Below are 18644 nucleotides of genomic sequence, written 5' to 3'. Positions count from 1 at the left end.
GTTCTAAAAATATGCTATACTGGTAGGGTATGTATCGGGGAGTGCGGCAATGACGGACAAGGGATTTACCCATTTCGACGCCGGCGGTAATGCCATCATGGTTGATGTTTCCGAGAAGGATGTAAGATCCCGGACGGCCATAGCTAAGGGGGATATCACCATAAGCGGGGAAACCCTGGAGGCCATCCGCGGGGGGACCGCCAAAAAAGGTGATGTCCTGGGGGTAGCCCGTATCGCCGGGATCATGGCCGCCAAAAAGACCGCCGATATCATTCCCCTCTGCCACCCCTTAAATTTTGACCAGTGTACCATCGACTTTACTATTGTGGATGCCCCCGTTACCAGGATAGAGGCTGTTTGTTCGGTAAAGCTTTCCGGCAAAACCGGGGCGGAAATGGAAGCCCTTATGGGGGTATCGGCGGCGCTCCTTACGATTTACGATATGTGCAAAGCCCTGGACCGGGCTATGGTTATCGGCAATATCCGTCTTTGGGAAAAGTCGGGGGGCAAAAGCGGGCATTTTAAGCGGGCAGAAGGGACGGAGATCGGATCATGAACACTCAACGGATATCCGCAGTTCCTCCCATGATAGACCGGTATGGCAGGATCATCGATTATCTCCGTATCTCCGTAACGGACCGGTGCAATCTGCGCTGCGTGTACTGTATGCCCGCCGAGGGGGTGGAGTGGAAGCCCCACGGGGATATGCTTTCCTTTGAGGAGATACTCCGGCTCTGCGGGATCATGGCAGGTATGGGGATCCGCAAGGTCAAGGTTACCGGCGGGGAGCCCCTGGTACGCAAAGGGGTGGCGGGGTTTATCGCGAAGCTCAAGACTATCCCCGGGATCGAGCAGGTTACGATTACCACCAACGGCATTCTCCTGGAGGAGTTTTTCGACGAAGCCGCCGCAGACGGCGCCGGGCGCCCGGTGGACGGCGTTAATATCAGCCTGGACACCCTGGACCCGGAGCGGTTTAGCAGGCTTACCCGTACCGCCTCCGATGCATTTGTCCGCGGCCAGGGGCTTCCCGCCATACTGCGCGCCCTGGATCGCGCCCAAACCCTGGGCATCCCGGTCAAGCTGAACTGCGTGCCCCTCCGGGGCTTCAACGAGACGGATCTCGCCGGTATAGCCGCCCTGGCCCGTAACGTGAACCGGGCGGTTCGTTTTATCGAGCTCATGCCCCTGGGTTCCGCCGGTTCCCTGGAACCCATCCCCGGGGCCGAGGTGGCGGCTATGCTGGAACAGGCCTACGGCAAGCTGATCCCTTATACCGGCAGACTGGGTAACGGCCCGGCGGAGTATTATTCCCTGCCGGACTTTGCCGGTAAGATCGGCTTTATCAACGCGGTGAGCGAAGGTTTCTGCGAAACCTGTAACCGGCTGCGGCTCAGTTCCGGCGGCATCCTCAAGCCCTGCCTTTCCAGCGATACCGGCAAGGATCTCCGGGCTCTGCTCCGGGGCGGCGCTCCCGATGCGGATCTTGCGGCGGCGGTGGCGGAACTGGTGGCTCAGAAACCCCCATCCCACAATTTTTCGGCGGTTTATGAACGGGAGCGGACAAACCATGTAAGCGGCATGTACCACATCGGAGGATAGATATGGGAAAAGTATTAGCGGTGTGCATGAGCCCCGCCAAGGGGACGGCCAAGCGGAATGTAGGTCAGGCGGAACTGGTGGAAAACCACGGACTCAAGGGGGATGCCCACGCCGGCAACTGGCACCGGCAGGTAAGCCTTCTTTCCCACCAGAAGATCGAGGCCTTCCGGGCCCGGGGCGCAAAGGTGGTAGACGGCGACTTTGGGGAGAATCTCGTGGTGGACGGCATCGATTTTTCAAGCCTCCCCGTGGGAACCATTTTTCATTCCGGGGACGTTATTCTGGAAATGACCCAGATCGGAAAGGAATGTCACAATGGCTGCCAGATTTTCCAGACCATGGGGGATTGTATCATGCCCCGGGAAGGGGTTTTTGCCCGGGTTATCCACGGAGGCGTGATCAGCGCCGGGGACGAACTCAATGTCCGGTAAAGAGGGCTCCCAATATACATACCGCGCGGCAATCATCACCTCCAGCGACCGCTCTTCCCGGGGTGAGCAGGAGGACCTGAGCGGCCCCTTGATCCGGGAAATGGCTGAAGCCGCAGGTTTCCGGGTGGTGAGCTACACCCTCCTGCCGGACGAGCAGCCCCTCCTGGAGGATGAGTTAAAGCGCCTCTGCGACACCCATACTGCGGACCTGATCCTCACCACCGGGGGTACCGGGTTTTCCCCCCGAGACCTGATGCCCGAAGCCACCTTAGCGGTAGCCGAACGTCTGGTCCCCGGTATCAGCGAGGCCATGCGCTGGAACAGTCTCAGCATCACCCCCCGGGCCATGCTCAGCCGGGCCGTTTCTGCGATCCGCGCCGATACCCTGATCGTCAACCTCCCCGGCAGCCCCAAGGCGGTACGGGAGAATCTGGGGTTCATCATCGGTACACTGCGTCACGGGCTGGATATGCTGACCGGCCGGTGATTCCGTCCGATTCGTTCAGCAAATCTTCCTGCAGCTTCCCCGTTCGATCAGTTGTTGTTTTATCTTTAAAACATGATTACTTTCCTGGGCGCTTTCCAGAATATTAAAGATCATCTCCGCACTGAACTTCCCCAGGAGCGCCGGGTTTGTCCGCATGGTGGTAATGGGGGCCACAAAGGGTTCGTTATAGTCCAGGACTTCACCGGCGGCGATGATACTGATATCAGCGGGGCTGGAAAACCCTAAATCCTTCAGGATAGCCAGACAGTGGGCGGAAAGATAATCATCGATAAAAAATACGGCGGTGGGCCGTTCGCCCTGGGGTTTTGTAAGCAGGGACCGGAAGCTGTTTTTTATTCCCTCTGAATCCTGGATATCCAGATGCAGCCTGTTCTCTTCGGGAAAGGTAACGCCGAATTCCTGTATGGCCTTGTAAAATCCCAAAAACCGGTCACTCAGGGTCATGGGCAGCTGGTAGATATCGAATTCAGCATAGATGATATTCCGGTGACCCAGGTTGATAAGATGGGATGCCGCATCATAGCTCCCCTGAAAATTATCCGCGCAAATGGTATGAAATTTTGATTGAAACTGGCTGTTGATGATTACCGCCACCGGAATGGACGCGTCCTCAAGGCGGGCAAAAAGGCTTTCCCGCCCAAAGTGCATGGAGAACACCGCTGTGGCGCCCGAGGCAATTACTTTATTGAAGATTTCATCGTCCTGCATATCGTAGGTTATGGGTATAAGCAGGGTAAGGTAGTTGTTTTTTTCCAGATGGGACTGGAGTTCCACCGTCACCTGCCGGAGCATATTCCAGGTATGGGCCAGGTTGTGATCAAAATGAAACAGGATCACGATCTTAAAGGCCTTTTCGGCGGGTGTGGCGGGATATTTTTTGTAGCCCAGCTCTTTTGCCGTTGCCCGGACCTTTTCCCGCACGGAAGCGGAAATTTTTCCCTTATGGGAAAGTACCAGGGATACGGTAGACAGGGAAACACCGGCTAAATGGGCAATATCCTGTAGTGTTGGTTTCACTTTTCAGCCCCTTGGTTTTGTATTCTATCACAGGTTAGTAAATTTTTCAAAGCCTTTTTAATAAAAATTTTACCTATTTATTTGTAATTTTTAATAAAATTTTTATTGACAGATCAATTGACAAGGGTGTATACTGCCTCTGATGTCTATGATGTATTATTTTTATGGACCTTAGTTTATTAAATTGGAGGATTTTTATGAAAATTGGATTGAAATGTAGATTAGCCCTTGTTTTTGGATTAATCGCGCTTTTGGGAACATCAGCTTGGGCAGGAGGCGGATCGCAGGCCGAAAAGTCGGATAAGATTACCCTGGGTATGGTTTCCATCGATGTGAACGATTCGGGTAATGCCCGGGCCATCAACGGAGCAACTGCCCGGGCCAAAGAATTGGGCTGGGATGTTATTACCATTGATGCCCACGGTAATGCGGATGAGGCAAATTCGGCTATTCAGAATCTTGCGTTACGGGGCACCCAGATTATTATCGATCTGGTATTCCCGGTTACTTCCCTTGGTTCAGGCTTACGGGCGGCGGAACAATCCGGCGCGGTGGTAGGAACCTGGGGCGGTGGTCTTGGCAGTACGGTGGCGGTAACCAATGGAAGCGGCGGCCTTTTAGCGGAACCTATCGTTGCGCAGATGGTAAAAGATCTGGGAGGCAAGGGATCGATCCTGGCCCTCACCTATCATACCGGGCAGGTTGCCCGTGAACGGGAATTGGTGCTGGATAGTGTCCTCAAGGATTATCCCGATATCAAGGTAACTAAGAACGAAGTCCGTATCCCCGGATACCTCCAGGACGGGGCGGAATTCGCCTCCGCATGGCTGGCCGCCCATCCCCGGGGTAGTGAACCCCTGGCTATTTGGGGTTCCTGGGACGATCCTGCCCTGGGCGCAATTGCCAGTATGAAACAGCAGGGCCGGGATGACGTAAAGGTTTATGGGCAGAATGGGAACATTGATGCCATCGTGGCCGTAGAAAGCGGCTGGATGACCGCTACCGCTTGGGAAGCCTCCGAAGAAGAGGGAAAAGTGCTGGTGGATACCCTGAAGCAAGCCCTGGAAGCGGGTAAATCCTGGACACCTAAGGCGGCGGAAGTTCCTGCAGTAGTGGTGAGCACCCAGAATGTGGCGGACTTTATCCGCCAACATCCGGAAGCGGCGGGAAGGTAAGTTCTTAAGAATCACGAAATGATGAGGGGCTTTCATTTGAAAGCCCCTCCTATTTGTAAATACTGATCAGCCGGGAGCCCGTATGTCACAGGAAAAAGAAGAAAATACTGTCATCCCTGGCAGTACTTTTAACGGAACATCGTTGTTAAAAATTACCGGTCTTAGTAAGAGTTTTGGCGGTGTACAGGCCCTGAACAATGTGAGTTTGGAGGTACATCCCGGGGAAGTTCACGGGCTTATCGGTTCAAACGGCGCAGGAAAATCAACTTTAATTAAGATCCTCTCCGGGGATATTCAACGGGATTCCGGGGATATCCTGCTGGATGGCAGGGCCTATACGGTCCATAATCCCCAGGAAGCGTATAAACAGGGCTTGAGTTTTATCCACCAGGAATTGGCGCTGATCCCCAAATTCTCAATTTTGCAAAACCTGACCCTGGGGATGAAAAAGGAAAGCCGCCTCGGTTTAATCGACTGGCGGGCTGCCAGGAAAAGTGTGGCCAATGTGGTGGAGCGGGTGGGACTTAAACAGCCCCTGGGTACTATTGTTGATACCCTAAGTGTGGCGGATCAGTGGCTTATTTCCATCGCCCACGCCCTGATGCACCAATGCAAAATCATTTCCATGGACGAACCCACGGCGTCCCTTTCCGCCGAAGAATCTGAAAATCTTTTTAAGGTGATGCAGGAATTAACCGGTGAGGGTGTGGCTATCCTCTATGTATCCCACCGGCTTGACGAGATTCTCAGGCTCTGCGACGGCATATCGGTGTTTAAGGACGGGAACTGTGTTCTGAGCACCAACCGGGAGCGGGCAACAAAAAAACTGCTCATTGAAGCTATTGTGGGCGGTGAAATGGCCGATAGTTCCGTTGAAGCAAAAACAGATCTGGTTGACCGGCCGGTAATTCTGGAAGCCAGGAAACTCCGCAGCGGGTCCCGGGTAAAGGATGTCAGCTTAAAACTCCACGCCGGGGAAGTACTCGGCATCGGCGGCTTAGTTGGTTCGGGCAGGACCGAGCTGGCTAATGTCATATTCGGGGTTGATCGGCCGAATAGCGGGGAAATGTTCCTTGATGGCGCCCCCTTTAGACCGAAAAGCCCCGGGGACGCCATCAAAAATGGTATAGCCCTGGTGCCGGAGGAACGGAGAACCCAGGGGCTGGTTCTTAAGGATACCATAGATTTTAATTTAAGCCTGACTAACCTCAGGGCCCTAAGGCTGCATAAAAATATTCTTTTTATTAATACTAAAAAATCCACTGCCATGTCTGCTTCCATCGTAGAAAAGCTGTCTATTAAAACACCGTCGATTCATACCCCGGTCCTTGATTTGAGCGGAGGGAATCAGCAAAAGGTGGTTATTGGAAAATGGCTTTCCCGGCCGATGAAGGTGATCATATTTGACGAACCTTCCCGGGGGGTAGATGTGGGCGCCCGCTCTGAGATTCATTCAAAAATACGCCAGCTTGCCCAGGAGGGCGCTTCTATCATTGTCATATCGTCGGATAATGAGGAACTACCCAGGGTCTGCGACCGGGTGTTGATCATGTCCTACGGAAGTATCTCCGCTGAATTAACCGGGAGTGAAATAACGAAGGAAGCGATATTGTATCATAGTTATGAGCGTGTAAACGCTGCGGGATAATCTTAATTAAAGGTGAGTAGTATGGCTGACATTGCACAGACAAAACAGACAAAGCGCAACTCCAGGCGCAGCGCCTTCCTGGTGGTAAGCAAATTCGGAACCATAATCGGTATGGTCATCATGTTTCTGGCCTTTTCCATTGCGGTTCCCCGGATATTTCCTACCCCCCTTAACATGGTAAATATCGTCAACCAGGCATCGCTTTCGGCCATTATCGCCGGGGGTCTAACCATGGCCCTTATCGTTGGCGAAATGGATCTGAGTATCGCTAACCTGGCCAGTTTTGCCGGGGTTCTGGTGACGGGGCTCATGGTAAACTACCATTTGCCCATGCCCCTGGCCATAGTGGTAGTTTTGGTGGTATGTATACTCTTAGGAATACTGAACGGCATAATCATCACCAAACTGCGGGTTAACGCGGTGGTTGCTACCCTGGGGACCGGCAGTATTATTGTGGGTCTTAACTTCGCCTATGCCCGGGGGGTTCCCATCGCCTCCGGCCTTCCCGAGGCGTTTCAGAATCTGTCCATCGGCAAAACCCTGGGGATTCCGAATAACATCCTTATCATGGTGGCGGTACTTTTTCTGCTCTGGGTTTTTCTCAATTATACCGAGTGGGGGGTACAGCTCCGGGCGACCGGGGGGAATTCCTCTGCCGCCCGTTTGTCCGGTATCCGGGTAGACCGGGTTAAGATGCTGGGTCTTTCCATCGGTTCCTTCTGCGCCGGTATCACCGGCATACTCCTGGCGTCCCTCATCGGATCCGGAACCTCCGCTGCCGCCGACGGTTACCTTATGCCGGCCTTTGCCGCAGTATTCCTGGGTTCCGCCACCCTGAAGGACGGGGATTTTCATATTGTGGGGACCCTCATTGGGGTGTTCTTTATTGCCATCGGGTTTAACGGTCTGGCAATTTTCGGCGCCCCCACCTATGTGCAGTACTTTTTCCGGGGCGGTATATTAATTATCGCCGTGGGTTTAAGTTCAATAGCCCGTATTATCGCTACTAAATAAAGGAGTGCGCTATGGAATCCTATTCGATTTGGTTGGTAGAATATGGCTACTGCAGCCAGCAGCCTACGTCCAGCGTAATTTATGGAAAGCACAATGCGGGGGTCATGCACCTTCCCTTTACGTTCCTGGTATTAAAGGGCAATGGCCACACTATTGCGGTGGATACCGGTTATTATGACGAGGGTTACGGTCATGACCTTACGGTAAAGTTTGGCATTGACGGTATGCGGCCCATCGAAAAATCCCTGGCGGACATTGGTATCCGGGGAGAAGAATTTGACACCGTGATAATCACCCATGCCCATTATGACCACATGGGGGGCTTAAAGGCGTTTCCCAATGCCCACTTCTATATTCAGAAAAAGGAACTCCTCGATTGGATTGAAGTATTGGCCATGCCAAAATACTTCTCGGGTCTCAGCGCAGCCATTGATCCCAATGATGTCAAACGAGCCCTGGATTTGATTGCCAAGGGCCAATTGACCCTGGTGGACGGGCCGGTAGAAAATCTGCTGCCCGGCATATCCCTGGTGCCGTCCTTTAACAGCCACACCTACGGCCTGCAGCTGGTAACCATTCAGCGAAGGTCCGATACTCCCGCAGACCGCTGGGTCTTTACCTCCGATGTCTGTTATTCGATTGAAAATTTCGGGGAGCCGGCTGGGGGCAGTTATCCCGGCCCTTATCAACCGGTAGGATTCGGGGTGGGCAGTATCACTGAAATGGTTCGGGCCCTGGTTACCATACAGGACCTTGCGGACCATCATCTGGATCGGCTTATCATTCCCCATGACGCAACGATGTGGAAAAATTTTAAATCCGCAGTCAAGAGCGACGGTATGCATATTGCGGAGATTCAGCTGGCAAACAACGAAAAATCCCGGCTTATATAGGCGGCCTTACGACACCTTTCCAAAGGGACAAATAGGATAGTGGCAAGCCGGGCAGGCGAGGCACAGGCCGCCGTTACCCATGCGGGTAAAGTCCCGGCGGGTCATGCGCAGCCCTGCGGCGATGCGGGGCAGGATAAGATCGAAAATCGTGGTGGCCACGTACATCACACAGCCCGGAACCCCCAGGATGGGGCTGCCGTCCTCATAGTAACCTAGTAGAAACATAACACCCGGGGTAACCGGAACGCCGTAGGTGATTATTTCGGCCCCGCTCTGTTTGATCGCCCCGGGGGTATTGTCGTCGGGATCGACGCTCATGCCGCCGGTACAGAGGATAAGGTCCGCCTTTTCCGCCCGGGCTTCGGTGATGGCCAGGGCAACATTTTCCATGCCGTCCCCGACAATGATATGTTTTTTTACCAGGATCCCGTAGCCGGCGAGTTTAGCGATAATAACCGGGGTGAAGGTATCGGTGATAAGACCCTTGGCCACCTCGCTGCCGGTGGTGATCACACAGGCGCTCCGGAGGCGGTAGGGGAGTACGGACATCAGGGGTACGGGGCCGGCCGCTTCCCGGGCCTGGTTCAACTTTTCTTCCGGGATAACCAGGGGTACCGCTTTCATACCCGCGAGCTTATCCCCGGCCTTTACCGGGCTAAGGGCATGACGGGTGGAAACTACCAGATCCGTAATATCGTTAATCGCGTTCAGTTTTTCTGTGTCGAAGTAAAAGAGCCCTTCCTCTTGGGCAAAAAATTCGATTTTTCCTTCCGTAGGGCCGGTTTGCCGGATATTATCTCCCCGGCATATCAGGGCCAGGGCTTCTGCGGCTTCATCCTCATGGAGCATCCCGGGTAGTTTTTCCCAGACATAGATCTGCTCCTTGCCCATGGAAAGGAGCATGGGGATGTCCTCCTTCCGGATTATATGTCCCTTGCGGAATTGGGGACCCTTCATTTCACCCTTTACGATGCGGGTCATGTCGTGACAAAGCACCTGCCCAACCGCATCCTCTACCCGCAATTTTTTCATACCGGAAAAAGCCATTATATGATATTATATTTGTATATTATTTATATTGTCAAGAAAATACATTCCGGGGACCGAAATTCCTTATTGGGAAGGAGAGGCGAAGATGGATGATTATATAGACCAGGCGGTGACCGAGCTTGCGGAAAAACTGCAAGACCGCCCCGATGCATCACTACTGCTGCGCCGGCTTTTTGACGGCCTCTGCGCAAAACTGCTTGAGGGGAGTTCCACCGACCATGTGGCCGCCTCCAATGTGGTAGTGGAAGTGGCGGACGATACATCGGGCAGGCTGTACCGGCGTTATCTGGAACTGGGGTATGAGGAAAACGACAACGGCATAGGGCTAAAGGGGGAAAGCATGGCAGGGGAAAGCGCCCGGATCGTGTTTCTCTCCGATAGGGCCCTGAAAAAGATGAATGACCTGCGAGGCGCCGGCCCGGATACCCCACGATGCAAAGAGGGGTGAAGTATATTGCCCAAATACTTGCTTTCTGATATAACTATATATGACTTAAAAATAAGATTTAAATAGGGGTTTACAATGAGTGTACGTGCTACAGAACGGCTTATCGGAGATGTGGTTGTGGTGACTGGGCTTTCCAATAGTCCCAAGATGGTGGTCCAGGCGGTTAATATTGACGCCAAGCAGGTAACTGCAGTTTGGTTTGCCGATGACCATTCGGGTCAGCAGGGGATATTCCCTGCAGCGGGGATTGACCGCCTTGAAGTCCCGGCGCCCTCAGCGAAGAGTTCCGGATCCGGGGCCAAGGGGAAGAAACCCGCGGCAAAAGGAAAGAAGTAAATTAAAAGGCCGCCGTAAGGGCGGCTTTTTGCTTCATAAAGCCAGTTTCTTCCACGGCCGTACCGGGGTTTCCCGGTTTTTTTGTTATTCTAGCCGCTAATTTCCAGTTCCCTCTTTCCGCCATAGGGCAGGACTGTTCCATAGTCTACCCTGACTTCAATGCCAAGTTTTTCCGACAGGTCTTTTTCGTTCGCGGCGCCGCCCTCAAAGGTTAAGCGAAGGATATCCCTGTCCAGGGCCGCCCTATAGCCCTTGATATCCGGCAGGGCAAAGAGCAGGTCATCCAGCATGTGTATGTTCAAACGGTTTTTCAGGTATTCCCGCCTGCCGCGGATTTTGCCCAGCCGTGGCAGCAGGCTGCCGCAGGGGCAGGGTTCGGTGATCAGGCTTCCGATATCCCCAGTACGGTAACGCAGGAGGGGCATGGCCTCGTTCTTAAGACTGGTGATGACGATCTCGCCTTCCTGTCCCGGCGGGAGTTCCGCGCCGCTATCATCGATGATCTCCACGATATAATCCTCCGGCCGCAGATGGTGGCCTCTCTGGGTGCACGGAACGAAATTCCCCGCACTACACTGTACCGCCAACCCGTAGCAGGTTTCGGTCATACCGTAGTGGGTAAAGACCCGGCAGCCCCATTCTTCTGCGAGGACCTTTGTAATACTGTCCGACACATAATCTGCGGAGAGGAGCACCGTTTCCGGGTGCAGATCCGGAGCGTGGCGGCAGAGCCAGAAGAGTTCCGCAGGAAGCCCCACGTAGCACAGGGATCCCGCAGCCTGCAGCGAAGTTTCCCGTACGGTCTCCGCCGCTTCCGGGCCCTGTATTACACCTTGTATTACGCAATTGACGCCGTTCCGCTCAAGTCCCCGGCGGAGTAGATCCGCCACACTCCCGGGGGTGTCCTTGGAGAGCATGGCGATGCAGGTTCCGCCCTGCCGTACCAGGGGGCGCATACCCCGGGAGAAAAAGGCGATGGTCCGTTCCATGTCCCCCTGGGTAAACCAAATCCGTTTTGGAGCGCCGGTACTGCCGGAACTTTGCAGGGTACGGATGCGGGCCACATCTCCCAGGGGTACGCAGAGCATACGTTCCCCCTGCTCAACAATGGTGTCCGCGTTTATAAACCCCCCTCCGTGTTCCCGGTAAAACGGGCTGTTCTCCCGGGCCCGGCGTACCGCTTCCTCCCGTTTTTCCTTCCGGTACTTTGCAAGGCCCTCCGGTGTAAAGGGTTCCTTCTCCAATACCGCCAGGAAGTAACCCGCCTTGAATCCCTTTGGCAGGGTGATGTTAGTATTACTGTTTTGACCATCTTCAAACAACAGGCCTGCCCACCAGGACAGCAACTCTGCGCTGTGGTCCTCAAAGCAGGATACCCGAAAACCGGCGCGGGTAACTCCGTTACTAGCGGCGGCGGTGAAACGGGCGACCAGAGTTTCCCATGTCTCGATCCGCCATGGGAGGCCGGGGAATTCCGCCGTTTCACCGGGGGCGTAAAGATCCGCCATGTATACCAGGCCGTCCGGCTTAAGCACCCGCGCCGCCTCGCTCAAGGCCGCATCAGGATCGGCGATTACCGAAAAGCTGCATTCAAAGAGGACCGCGTCAAAGGAGGCGGTTCCGAAGGGCAGGGTTTCCGCCCGTCCGGTGATTAGCCGTTCGCCTGCGCGCTCACCTGTACCGGGTTTCAGGTCAATACCCCAGGCCTCAACTCCGCCTTTTCCGTTAAGGTAGTCCACGGTCTGCCCCTCACCGCAGCCAATATCCAGTACCTTGGCGCCGGCGTTCAGAGCAGAGAGGCTCAGGAGCCGTTTTGTTAAAGTAAGTTCCCCCGGTCTCATCCCGCCTCCGCTAGGGTTTTACAAAACCTGTTAATTAATAGTATTATAACTTTGATGGCGGTAAAACTCTATATCCAAAGACACGGTTTGCCGCGCTTTGAAGATTCGGTGAAACGGTATATCGGCCGAACGGATCTGCCCCTTTCTCCCGAGGGCATGACCCAGGCTGAGGAGGCCTGCCGTAAACTTGCGGATAAGGGTATCGATGCGGTTTATACGAGTCCCCTGGCGCGGTGCAGGGATTTTGCGGGATGTATTGCGGATAAGCTGGGCCTAGAGCCGGCCATTGAGCTTCCCGGGTTGCTGGAAATCGATATGGGGAACTGGGAGTACCGGCCTATTCGGGAAATAAAAGATACGTACCCGGAAGACTATACAGCCCGGGGGCTTAACATGGCCGGTTTTGTTCCCGAAGGGGGAGAGTCCTTTCTCCGGTGTCAGACACGGGCGGTCAAGACCATTACCGCCATTGCCGCTGCGGGAGGGGATGCGCTTATCATTACCCATGCGGGTCTTATACGTTCCCTGCTCTGTTATGTAGAAGCCCACGATTTAAATGATCTGTTTTACTATGAGGTCCCCTACGGCGGTATCTTTACCCTGGGCTATGAGAACGGTTTGTTCAGGTCCATCATGGTTAACCGCTTGTAATCTTCTCTAGTATCCGCATCAAACACCGTACCGGGATCGCCTGAATCAATGTTTTTTTTGGGACCGCCGTAGGCTTCAATAGCCCCCCTCAGGCCGCCCCCGCCGGTATGGCCTATCAGTTTTAGTGCGGCCTCCGATCCTATGAGCACCGGGTGGCCGGGGCGTCCGTTAAAAAACGGGGTAACGATACTGTTGCCGGGATCTTCTGTTCCGGTGTTCTGCAGATGCTCCGCAAGGAGGCGGACCGTAGCGGGGCTGAAGAGGGGCGTATCAACCGGGGTAAAAAAGACAGCCCGTTTTCGCCGCGCCATAAAATCCAGCCCCAGGGAGGCGGAACGAAACATATCGGTGGAGGCGTAATCGCCATTGTGTATGAAGCTAAAGCCGCAGGAGCCCAGGGCCTGTTCGATTTTCTCCGCATTGTGTCCGGTGACCACGGCAATATCCTCTACCCCCGCTTCCCGCAGGGTTCCCAGTATCCGTTCAATAATAGTACTGTTTCCCAGGGGAAGTAATGGTTTGAAGGCGCCCATCCTGCTTGATAGGCCTGCCGCCACAATAACCGCGCCGAATTGTCCCGGTTCCATAACCCTAGTCCCGCTCTCTTCTCAGGGCCCGTTCCAGTATCATCTCAGCGGCTATGCTGATGGCGATCTCCGCCGGAGTTTCGGACTTTATCCGCAGTCCTATGGGTGCGTGGACCTTGTCTAAAATTTCCTGACTAAAGCCCATCTGTGAAAGCTGCTTTTTCAGGGCAGCTGTCTTAGTTTTACTGCCGATAAGTCCCACATAGGCGCATTCGTTCCGTAGTATCTGTTCCTCCACCACAGCGTCAAAGTTGTGGGTTACAATTACTACGTAATCGTTGGGGGTGATCTTTATCCTGTCCCCGATTTTGCCGAAATCCCCGATTACAAGATCATAGGCGCCGGGGAAAAGTTCACGGGTAACGTACTCCGGCCGGCTGTCAAAGACCACGCAGCGGAAACCAACGCCGCTCAGTATTGGTTCCAGAGCCTGGGCCACATGGCCTCCTCCAAAGATGAATGCCTTGCCGGCAAAATTGATGGGCTCGCTGTAAATACGCCGCTCCTTAATATCCGCCAGGACCGGCATACTTCTTGTAAGCTGTTTGATATCGCTGTCACCGAGGTCCGGTACGGACGAAGGGGTTTCGGTACCGTAGAGGGTCATGACCCAGGACGAAAGGAGAGTCAGATCCGTGATGAGCCAGAGGTTTTCGTCCCTATCCAGCCGTTCAAGACATTCCCTGAGCAAAGCGATTGTCCTTTCATCCTCACCCTGAATATACTGGAAGTAGACATCCACATCGCCGCCGCAGATCATCCCCAGATCCTCCTGGTCGTTATGACGGAGCCGGTAGGTTTTGCGCCGGGATTTTCGCTGTTCAAGTAGTTCCAGGGCCAGCTCCAGGGCTTTGAATTCCACCGCCCCGCCTCCAATGGTCCCATGGAGACGGCCGCCCTTGCCCACCAGCATACGGGCCCCGGCGCTCCGGGGGCTTGAGCCGTCTTCATCGATAATTGTAGCCAGTATCAGATCCTCGCCGCCGCTTAGTTTTTGTACCATCAGGGTACACAATTCTTTAAACGCCATTTTGCTGCCTCCGATGCAGGGGTTTGCCCCCGGCGGATGTGAGATTATACGCGCAGAAGGGCATCAGGAAGCCCTCCGGGCTGACTATATTGATATAACAGCGGGAAAGCCGCTGAAGGTCCGCGGTCCAGGCATCTTGAAAGGCCATACCGGAGATCTCGATGGTTTCCTTTTCCTGCTGTTCCGCCATGGTAACGAACTTGTCCAGGGAGTCCAGGTTGAAACCCGGTAATGTTTTTGGCGCCTTGAAACTTTTTACCGCCGACCATTGCCGGGCCACGGTACGGCGGGCAGTATCGCTGGTGGCGGAACCGGTAGATGGGCCGCAGCACCCGGTGTTGCCGGCGCTTTTACGGAGTTCCCAGCTGCCTCCCCGTACCCGGTACTTGGCGTGGAAGGAACACTGGGGATGCTCCGCCCCGCCGCTTAGAAAATCTGCGGCCCGTATACGCCCGCCGCTTTGTTCCTCCGCCAGTCTGAGCAGCCCGCTCAGGGTGATGCGGTCCGCTGCGGGGTCCCCGGAATAGCGGCCGAAGAAACTCATGGGTTGGAAATGTACCCCCCGCAGGGTGGGCATATTGGCGGCGGCAAAATCGATAATAGCCCCGATCTCAGTATCGTTAACGCCCCGGCGTACCGTTGGGGTAAGTACCACCCCAAGACCGGCTTCGGCACAGTTTTTTATGGCCGTTTTTTTTCCGCAACGATATCACGGCCCCGCAGGGCGATGCAGGCTTCGGCTTTAAGGGAATCGAACTGGAGAAACACCGTATTGAGTCCCGCCTTTGCCAGGGCCTGTAAATAAAACGGGTCCCGGGCGATACGCAGACCGTTGGTATTAAGCTGGAAAAAACTAAAGCCCCGCTCCCTGCCCATGCGGATTATTTCAGGCAGGTCGTCCCGCATGGTGGGTTCCCCCCCGGAGAGCTGTATATTGAAGGGCCCCCCTTGGCTGAGGATACGATCATACCAGTGGGATACAAGATCCAGCGAAGGATCCTTCGGCGCAGTATTGCTATCCGATGAGGCGAAACATACGGGGCAGCGGAGATCGCAGCGCTGGGTAAGTTCCAGGAGTACACAGCAGCTTGCCTGCAGGTGGTTTTCACAGAGCCCGCAGTCGTAGGGGCAGCCCTGTTCCGTTTTGCGGGCAGGCTTAACCGGTGTCTGGGCGGGGTTTTGGCGCTCCCGCCAGGCAAGGAAGTTTTCCGCTCCCTCCCAGACCGGAGTTTCAAAGCTGCCGTGTTCGGCGCAGTTTTTTACCAGTAATACTACTTCATCCCTGGTCTGGTATTGGGCGTCGATTCTCTTGAGACAGACTGGGCAGACACTCCTGGTATCCGCAAGCACCCTACCGGGGGCAAGCACCCTACCGGGGGCAAGCACCCTACCGGGTTGGGTCGACACTGTGGGCTTCGAGAATTTCGGCAATTTTAACAAAGCACTTCTCCATCATGATGGGGCAGAATCGCTGTATCTGTCCCTGATCGTTTTCGACCAAATCCCGGCAGTCCAGGGCGCCGAACTGATCTTTGAACCATGTTACGAATTCATGTACCGGGGCGCGGTATGCCTCGGGTTCGCTCTCTCCCTCGTTCCGGGGAAAATAGCTGGACAGGGTACAGGCCGCTCCGGTCAAGGTTCCGCAGGCCTTGGACGAAAACATGCCCAGGGCAAGGCCCCCCATGGCGCGGATAAGCAATGGGTCGTTTATGCCGCGCAGTTCCAATGATAACCACATCATCACCTGGCTGCAATGGTAGCCCTTCTGCAGGGCTTCATGTACCTTATCGCTTAAATCAGGCATTGCATACCTCCTGAATAGTTCATTTATCCTCCAGGGACCGTTCCACATGGAGCATACGCCCAATGGCAAGTTCCTCGGGGATGTATATGAAGCCGCACTTGGGGCAGGCGGGGAGTTCTACCGGAAAGGTGGAGCTCATATAGCCCAGGGTTACCGGATGAAGCGTTAGGGCCACACCGCATTTGGCGCAGAGTATCTCCCCGGCCGGCTTGAGCCCGGTGTCGTAGGGTTTCTGTTTTTCCTCAGCCATTGGCGGCCGCTCCGCTTGCGGGGCCGGAAATAACGGCGTTCATCCGGTGGCTGTAGGCGTTGTATACACGGAAGCCCGCTCCTTCAGGGGAGTATTCGACCCAGAAGGTGACGTTCGCCGGACGGTGGCTGGCGATGAAATGTCCGGTCTTTGGATCCAGGAGCTTAGTTTGTTCCGCCTCCGCCCGGCTTATTGCCGCCCGTATATCGCTGTGGAGTATATGGGTCCCCTCAAGCTTACGCTCCAGCTCTTCGCTGATAATCAGTTCCATCAAAGACACCTCCTCAGTTTTCACACCCCAAAAATCCTGCAGCATATCCCGCCGGAGCTTTGCGCGGTTCTCCTGGCGCAGTGACCAGGTGGGATTTTTCCAGGGCAATGCCGGCGGGTACAGTATTTCTAAAAGATGCCGGGCATCCCGTCCTTTAGCGCGGAAACGATCCCGGCAGTTAACACAGTAGGTTAACAGGGGCGCGTCCCTATTGCCCGCAAGCTGTTCCAGGGCAGTAACGGTGTGGCCATCAGATGCCGGAGCATTTGCAAAGGGCATGAGCCCCCCGTATCCGCAGCAGGGACTGTGCTCATCGTTTGCGCTCTCCTCTACCGTAATGCCCGCTTCGGCGGCTAAACCACGTACCCTTTTTTTTATTACATTATCATACCGCGCCCCGCAGGCATGGTGCAGGACCATTACCGGAGCTGTTCTGTTGAGTTCGGATTTCCCCTCAAGCTTCGGCGGACCTATTTCTCCCAGAACATCGAAGAGGCTCCGGTTTTTTATCCCCATAAGGGATAGGGTGGAAGCGCAGCTGGGACAGGCGGTGATGAGTTCGGGGCTTCCAAGCTTTTCCCAGTGATCGGTTAATTGTTTTTTTACCCCATCGAACTGCACCGTGTTTCCGCTCCAGTGGGCCATGATCCCGCAGCAGCTCAACAGTAATCCCACGCCGCCGTCTAACCGTTTAGACAGATCCGCGTAGACCCTGCGGACCAACTCCGGTTCCGATGCGGGAAGCTGGCAGCCGGGAAAAAACACCGCCGCCGATGTATTGCGTCCCCGTTGGGGCCGGGCCAGGAAAAAGGCGTCGGACATACTGTAGTTCATGTCCAGCAAGGCGAATTCGTGGGCCGATGGGGGCATCTTTCCGGAGTGCACCATTTGCCGGCGGGCAGCGAGGAAAACATCCGCCATATTCAGGCCGTTTGGGCATATAGCCTCGCACTGACCGCAGAGTGCGCAGGTGTTAATCATACCGTTGGCGTCGTGGTTGCCCATGGCGATGGAAAGGTTGTTGTATACCATCCGTACATAGCGCCGGGGGTTCAGTTTGTATTGCTGCATGAACCCGCATTTTTTTACACATTCGTTACATTCGCAGCCTATGCAGCGTCCGGCTTCAGCGGCAGCCTCAGCCTGATCGCAGCCGCCGCTCCCGGGTTTTACCGGATCCTGCAGCGCAGTTCCCCGCACCGTAATGCCGTCAAGGTTCGTGTAGAGCTTTGTTTCACAGCTTCCTTCGCGCTCACGCCCGGCATCTACCGAGACCCCCTGGAAGAGCCGGTCCATGCTTATGGCCGCGCTGATGCCATCGAAAAGATCGTAGATGGATGAATCCCCTTTGCCGATTCGCCCGGCGCGGCGTCCTGCGAGCAGACTTTTCCGGCCCGTGAGCAGGGTTGCCCCATCGGCAAGGCCGTCCAGGGGGGAAGCGCAGGCGACAAACACCGCATCGTAGCCTTTGCCGAAGAGGGCCTCCGCCTCTTCGGGTGAATCCACAGGAATACTGCGGCCATATTCTACCGTCACGGCCATCCCGGATAACACGGAGATTTCGTCTTCCAGAACCTTGGGGGGCAGTACCCCTTCGTCCAGTGTAAGCAGCCTGCCCCCCAGGCGGTCCGAGGCTTCCAGTATCGTTACGCGATACCCCTTGCGGGCAAGGGTGTTTGCCGCAGCCATGCCCCGCAGCCCCCCGCCGACAATGGCGGCCCGCTCTGTTTTTTTGGGAAGCAGAAAAGGCGCCTTTGACGGGACGCCGGAGTTCAGTGCGGCGAATTGTTCGAGCGCGCCGATTTCAACGGCGCCGCCCAGTTCCGTACGTTTACAGGGCAGGCGGCAGGGGGCGTTACAGGTACGGGCGATAAGCGGGGCCAGGGGAATAGATTTGGCGTAGAGCTGCCAGGCTTCGGCGGACTTTTCCGCCTTGATAAGGGAAGTGAAGGTCCGGACATCCAGGTGCAGGGGGCAGGCTGCCTGACAGGCGGGGGGCTCTTCCGCTGTGCACAGGGATTCAACTTCGCGGAGCAGGTTTTGATCCAAAAATGTCTCAACGGTTACTCGTACGGGCATGACCTT

Annotated in this window: 21 protein-coding genes; 11 read left to right on the top strand and 10 right to left on the bottom strand. The window is 55.1% G+C overall.

Features of this window, described 5'->3' with window-relative positions:
• The first annotated feature begins 49 nt into the window (after positions 1-49).
• The 4 genes from moaC to TPRIMZ1_RS0111710 are packed head-to-tail and all read left to right on the top strand — an operon-like array spanning position 50 to position 2520.
• Entirely contained in the window at positions 50-556 is a 507-nt protein-coding gene (gene moaC, locus TPRIMZ1_RS0111725) for a cyclic pyranopterin monophosphate synthase MoaC (RefSeq protein ID WP_010259669.1), read from the top strand.
• Positions 553-1602 carry a GTP 3',8-cyclase MoaA gene (gene moaA / locus TPRIMZ1_RS0111720; RefSeq protein WP_010259667.1) on the top strand — a complete coding sequence of 350 codons (1050 nt, stop codon included), beginning with the start codon at positions 553-555 and terminating at the stop codon, positions 1600-1602. Before moaC ends, moaA begins: the two co-directional genes overlap by 4 nt.
• Before the next feature lie 2 nt (positions 1603-1604).
• A complete protein-coding gene (locus TPRIMZ1_RS0111715; protein WP_010259665.1) occupies positions 1605-2033 on the top strand; it encodes an MOSC domain-containing protein in 429 nt (142 codons plus the stop codon).
• The gene (locus TPRIMZ1_RS0111710; protein WP_010259664.1) at positions 2023-2520 is read left to right on the top strand and encodes a MogA/MoaB family molybdenum cofactor biosynthesis protein; all 498 of its coding nucleotides are present in this window, start codon (positions 2023-2025) and stop codon (positions 2518-2520) included. Before TPRIMZ1_RS0111715 ends, TPRIMZ1_RS0111710 begins: the two co-directional genes overlap by 11 nt.
• Positions 2521-2535: 15 nt before the next feature.
• Here the strand turns inward: TPRIMZ1_RS0111710 and TPRIMZ1_RS0111705 are convergent, their stop codons facing one another.
• A complete protein-coding gene (locus TPRIMZ1_RS0111705) occupies positions 2536-3558 on the bottom strand; it encodes a LacI family DNA-binding transcriptional regulator (protein ID WP_010259661.1) in 1023 nt (340 codons plus the stop codon).
• Between the two features lie 197 nt (positions 3559-3755).
• Here TPRIMZ1_RS0111705 and TPRIMZ1_RS0111700 point away from each other — a divergent pair, with 197 nt between their 5' ends.
• The 4 genes from TPRIMZ1_RS0111700 (at position 3756) to TPRIMZ1_RS0111685 (ending at position 8288) form a co-directional block, all read left to right on the top strand.
• The gene (locus tag TPRIMZ1_RS0111700; protein WP_010259658.1) at positions 3756-4733 is read left to right on the top strand and encodes a sugar ABC transporter substrate-binding protein; all 978 of its coding nucleotides are present in this window, start codon (positions 3756-3758) and stop codon (positions 4731-4733) included.
• Positions 4734-4815: 82 nt separating this feature from the next.
• Positions 4816-6381 carry a sugar ABC transporter ATP-binding protein gene (locus TPRIMZ1_RS0111695; protein WP_010259655.1) on the top strand — a complete coding sequence of 522 codons (1566 nt, stop codon included), beginning with the start codon at positions 4816-4818 and terminating at the stop codon, positions 6379-6381.
• A gap of 21 nt (positions 6382-6402) precedes the next feature.
• Complete coding sequence (locus TPRIMZ1_RS0111690; protein WP_010259653.1) at positions 6403-7395, top strand: ABC transporter permease; 993 nt, start codon at positions 6403-6405, stop codon at positions 7393-7395.
• Positions 7396-7406: 11 nt separating this feature from the next.
• A complete protein-coding gene (locus tag TPRIMZ1_RS0111685; RefSeq protein WP_010259650.1) occupies positions 7407-8288 on the top strand; it encodes an N-acyl homoserine lactonase family protein in 882 nt (293 codons plus the stop codon).
• A gap of 6 nt (positions 8289-8294) precedes the next feature.
• On the opposite strand, the gene TPRIMZ1_RS0111680 is transcribed toward TPRIMZ1_RS0111685, so the two are convergent.
• On the bottom strand, positions 8295-9320 hold the full coding sequence (locus TPRIMZ1_RS0111680) for a molybdopterin-binding protein (RefSeq protein ID WP_026043683.1): 1026 nt from the start codon (positions 9318-9320) through the stop codon (positions 8295-8297).
• Between the two features lie 103 nt (positions 9321-9423).
• Between TPRIMZ1_RS0111680 and TPRIMZ1_RS19790 the strand changes: the two genes are divergently transcribed.
• Together TPRIMZ1_RS19790 and TPRIMZ1_RS0111670 are read left to right on the top strand one after the other, a co-directional pair.
• Positions 9424-9786 (top strand): hypothetical protein, encoded by a 363-nt coding sequence (locus tag TPRIMZ1_RS19790; RefSeq protein WP_010259645.1) that lies wholly within the window; start codon positions 9424-9426, stop codon positions 9784-9786.
• Between the two features lie 75 nt (positions 9787-9861).
• A complete protein-coding gene (locus TPRIMZ1_RS0111670; RefSeq protein WP_010259644.1) occupies positions 9862-10122 on the top strand; it encodes a hypothetical protein in 261 nt (86 codons plus the stop codon).
• An 89-nt stretch (positions 10123-10211) separates the two neighbouring features.
• Here the strand turns inward: TPRIMZ1_RS0111670 and TPRIMZ1_RS19785 are convergent, their stop codons facing one another.
• A complete protein-coding gene (locus tag TPRIMZ1_RS19785; protein WP_010259643.1) occupies positions 10212-11963 on the bottom strand; it encodes a DVU_1553 family AMP-dependent CoA ligase in 1752 nt (583 codons plus the stop codon).
• A gap of 108 nt (positions 11964-12071) precedes the next feature.
• Here TPRIMZ1_RS19785 and TPRIMZ1_RS18890 point away from each other — a divergent pair, with 108 nt between their 5' ends.
• On the top strand, positions 12072-12614 hold the full coding sequence (locus TPRIMZ1_RS18890; RefSeq protein WP_232616820.1) for a histidine phosphatase family protein: 543 nt from the start codon (positions 12072-12074) through the stop codon (positions 12612-12614).
• Here TPRIMZ1_RS18890 and TPRIMZ1_RS0111655 read toward each other — a convergent pair.
• From TPRIMZ1_RS0111655 to TPRIMZ1_RS18880, 7 genes are read right to left on the bottom strand one after another with little or no spacing between them, the layout of a single operon-like run.
• Positions 12569-13201, bottom strand: a complete 633-nt coding sequence (locus TPRIMZ1_RS0111655) for a nucleotidyltransferase family protein (protein WP_010259639.1) — start codon at positions 13199-13201, stop codon at positions 12569-12571. The genes TPRIMZ1_RS18890 and TPRIMZ1_RS0111655 overlap by 46 nt on opposite strands.
• A gap of 4 nt (positions 13202-13205) precedes the next feature.
• Entirely contained in the window at positions 13206-14231 is a 1026-nt protein-coding gene (locus TPRIMZ1_RS0111650) for an XdhC family protein (RefSeq protein ID WP_010259638.1), read from the bottom strand.
• On the bottom strand, positions 14221-14886 hold the full coding sequence (locus TPRIMZ1_RS20725) for a hypothetical protein (RefSeq protein ID WP_010259636.1): 666 nt from the start codon (positions 14884-14886) through the stop codon (positions 14221-14223). The genes TPRIMZ1_RS0111650 and TPRIMZ1_RS20725 overlap by 11 nt, the downstream gene beginning before the upstream one ends.
• A gap of 26 nt (positions 14887-14912) precedes the next feature.
• The gene (locus TPRIMZ1_RS20720; RefSeq protein WP_198429930.1) at positions 14913-15638 is read right to left on the bottom strand and encodes a radical SAM protein; all 726 of its coding nucleotides are present in this window, start codon (positions 15636-15638) and stop codon (positions 14913-14915) included.
• Positions 15619-16038 (bottom strand): C-GCAxxG-C-C family protein, encoded by a 420-nt coding sequence (locus TPRIMZ1_RS0111640; protein ID WP_010259634.1) that lies wholly within the window; start codon positions 16036-16038, stop codon positions 15619-15621. Before TPRIMZ1_RS0111640 ends, TPRIMZ1_RS20720 begins: the two co-directional genes overlap by 20 nt.
• 19 nt (positions 16039-16057) lie before the next feature.
• Positions 16058-16288: a DVU_1557 family redox protein gene (locus TPRIMZ1_RS0111635; RefSeq protein ID WP_010259633.1), complete on the bottom strand. Its 231-nt coding sequence runs from the start codon at positions 16286-16288 to the stop codon at positions 16058-16060.
• Positions 16281-18638, bottom strand: a complete 2358-nt coding sequence (locus TPRIMZ1_RS18880; protein WP_010259632.1) for a pyridine nucleotide-disulfide oxidoreductase/dicluster-binding protein — start codon at positions 18636-18638, stop codon at positions 16281-16283. Before TPRIMZ1_RS18880 ends, TPRIMZ1_RS0111635 begins: the two co-directional genes overlap by 8 nt.
• Positions 18639-18644: the final 6 nt, after the last annotated feature.

Origin of the sequence: Treponema primitia ZAS-1, from assembly GCF_000297095.1 — a bacterium.
Taxonomy (GTDB): domain Bacteria; phylum Spirochaetota; class Spirochaetia; order Treponematales; family Breznakiellaceae; genus Termitinema; species Termitinema primitia_A.
The sequence above is the reverse complement of the archived record's forward strand: the minus strand, read 5'-3'. Positions and strand labels throughout refer to the sequence as shown.

Bases quoted from the DNA above. Each gene is read 5' to 3' on its own strand.
- TPRIMZ1_RS0111685 (WP_010259650.1), top strand. From the start codon at position 7,407: ATGGAATCCTATTCGATTTGGTTGGTAGAATATGGCTACTGCAGCCAG.
- TPRIMZ1_RS0111700 (WP_010259658.1), top strand. From the start codon at position 3,756: ATGAAAATTGGATTGAAATGTAGATTAGCCCTTGTTTTTGGATTAATC.
- TPRIMZ1_RS0111695 (WP_010259655.1), top strand. From the start codon at position 4,816: ATGTCACAGGAAAAAGAAGAAAATACTGTCATCCCTGGCAGTACTTTT.
- TPRIMZ1_RS0111710 (WP_010259664.1), top strand. From the start codon at position 2,023: ATGTCCGGTAAAGAGGGCTCCCAATATACATACCGCGCGGCAATCATC.
- TPRIMZ1_RS19790 (WP_010259645.1), top strand. From the start codon at position 9,424: ATGGATGATTATATAGACCAGGCGGTGACCGAGCTTGCGGAAAAACTG.
- TPRIMZ1_RS0111640 (WP_010259634.1), bottom strand. From the start codon at position 16,038: ATGCCTGATTTAAGCGATAAGGTACATGAAGCCCTGCAGAAGGGCTAC.
- TPRIMZ1_RS0111650 (WP_010259638.1), bottom strand. From the start codon at position 14,231: ATGGCGTTTAAAGAATTGTGTACCCTGATGGTACAAAAACTAAGCGGC.
- TPRIMZ1_RS18880 (WP_010259632.1), bottom strand. From the start codon at position 18,638: ATGCCCGTACGAGTAACCGTTGAGACATTTTTGGATCAAAACCTGCTC.
- TPRIMZ1_RS19785 (WP_010259643.1), bottom strand. From the start codon at position 11,963: ATGAGACCGGGGGAACTTACTTTAACAAAACGGCTCCTGAGCCTCTCT.
- TPRIMZ1_RS0111680 (WP_026043683.1), bottom strand. From the start codon at position 9,320: ATGAAAAAATTGCGGGTAGAGGATGCGGTTGGGCAGGTGCTTTGTCAC.
- TPRIMZ1_RS0111715 (WP_010259665.1), top strand. From the start codon at position 1,605: ATGGGAAAAGTATTAGCGGTGTGCATGAGCCCCGCCAAGGGGACGGCC.
- TPRIMZ1_RS0111670 (WP_010259644.1), top strand. From the start codon at position 9,862: ATGAGTGTACGTGCTACAGAACGGCTTATCGGAGATGTGGTTGTGGTG.
- TPRIMZ1_RS0111690 (WP_010259653.1), top strand. From the start codon at position 6,403: ATGGCTGACATTGCACAGACAAAACAGACAAAGCGCAACTCCAGGCGC.
- moaC (WP_010259669.1), top strand. From the start codon at position 50: ATGACGGACAAGGGATTTACCCATTTCGACGCCGGCGGTAATGCCATC.
- TPRIMZ1_RS0111635 (WP_010259633.1), bottom strand. From the start codon at position 16,288: ATGGCTGAGGAAAAACAGAAACCCTACGACACCGGGCTCAAGCCGGCC.
- TPRIMZ1_RS0111655 (WP_010259639.1), bottom strand. From the start codon at position 13,201: ATGGAACCGGGACAATTCGGCGCGGTTATTGTGGCGGCAGGCCTATCA.
- moaA (WP_010259667.1), top strand. From the start codon at position 553: ATGAACACTCAACGGATATCCGCAGTTCCTCCCATGATAGACCGGTAT.